Source organism: Mesorhizobium sp. M5C.F.Ca.IN.020.32.2.1, from assembly GCF_004023105.1.
GTDB classification, from domain to species: Bacteria; Pseudomonadota; Alphaproteobacteria; order Rhizobiales; family Rhizobiaceae; genus Mesorhizobium; species Mesorhizobium wenxiniae.
Window position 1 is genome coordinate 1 of the sequence record NZ_RZSX01001129.1, and the last position, 1689, is coordinate 1689.

The 1689-nt window shown below is 63.8% G+C and carries 1 protein-coding gene; it reads left to right on the top strand.

What is annotated here, in order from left to right; genetic code table 11:
• Positions 1–1578: PAS domain S-box protein (locus tag EOA86_RS33580; protein WP_128345471.1), on the top strand; the 1578-nt coding region annotated here is incomplete at its 5' end.
• Between the last annotated feature and the right edge of the window lie 111 nt (positions 1579–1689).

The following is a 1689-nucleotide window of genomic DNA, read 5'->3' on the forward strand; positions in this document are numbered from 1 at the left end:
CTGCACATCGTGGCATTGGCCATCGGCGACGCCATCGAACGATCACTTTCCGATGCCCATGCCAGCGAAGTCATCCGCCGCACCATGTTGCAGGCCTCGCTCGACGCCATCATAGTCATCGACGAGACCGGTTCGATCATCGAGTTCAATCCCGCCGCCGAAAAGATGTTCGGCTATCAGCGCAGCGACATCCTCGGCAAGGACCTGCTCGACACCGTCGTTCCGGAATATTATCGCAAGGGCTACGTGTCGGGCGCCGAATACATGTCGGGCCGCGGCGCGCCGATGGTCGGCCAGCGGATCGAGACCGTCACCCAGAATGCGGCCGGCGAGGTCTTTCCGATCGAACTGACCGCGACCGAGATGCGAGTCGCCGACCGCCGCCTGATCTTCGGCTCGATCCGCGACCTTCGCGACAAATTGCGCGCCGAGGAGGAGATCGGCCGTCAGCGCGAAAAGCTGCACCAGAACGAGAAGATGGCGGCGATGGGCTCGCTGCTTGCCGGCGTGTCACACGAGCTCAACAACCCGCTTGCCGTGGTGGTCGCACAATCGACGCTGTTGCACGAGTTCGCTTCAGACCCGCAGACCAAGGTGCGCGCCGAAAAGGTGCGCGCCGCCGCCGAGCGTTGCGGCCGCATCGTCAAGAGCTTCCTCTCAATGGTCCGCCTGCACCCGGCGGCGCAAGCCGAGACGGACCTCAACCAGGTGGTCCGCGCGGCTCTCGAAGTGACTGCGTACGGCGCCAGGTCGACCGGCATCATTATCGATACCGATTTCGCCAGCGGCCCGCTGCTGGCCATGGCCGACGCCGACCATGTCACGCAAGTGGCCGCCAACTTCCTCATCAACAGCCAGCACGCTCTGGCCGGCATCGGCGGCGACCGGCTGATCAAGGTTCGCACGTTTCGCAGCGATCGCGGCAATCCCTGTTTCTCGGTTGAGGACAACGGGCTGGGCGTGCCGGAAGCGATTCGCTCTCGCATCTTCGAATCTTACTTCACCACCAAGCCGGTCGGCGTCGGCACCGGCATCGGCCTGTCAATCTCGAAGTCGATCATCGAACGGCACAATGGCAATGTCTGGTTCGAGGAAGTTCTGCCGAGGGGCGCCCGTTTCGTCGTCCAGTTGCCGGCGATCTCCGCCGGCGCGGCCGCCGCCGGCGAAACCCCGTCGCGCTCGAGCGGATTGCGTCACGCGCTGATCATCGACGACGAGCCGGATGTCGCGGCGTCGCTGTCCGACATTCTGGAATTGATGGGCATCAAGTCGCGAGTCGTGCCGGCCTGGGCATCGGCCGCCGCGACCTTGACCGGCCACATGCCACCGGACATCGTCTTTTCCGATCTGCGCATGCCCGGCACCAGCGGCATATCAGTCTATCGCGAACTGCTCGCCGAAAAGCCTGATCTGGCGCGGCGCTTCGTTCTGGTCACCGGCGACCTGATCGGAGCGAAAGCCGAAATCGAGGCGTTGCCGGCGCCGCAGCGTCCGCAGATCCTAGAAAAGCCGTTCAGCACGCTGGATGTGCGCGGCGTGCTGTCGGCCATCGCCGAGCAGGCGGCATTGGGCAGCTAGAACCTCGGACTTGGTGGAAATCGGCTTTTGAAAAAATCCGATGCTCAAACGAAGGGTTAGAGGCCAGAGAAAAAACTCCCGGCCGACGATGCGGCGGGAGCCTGCCTGGAG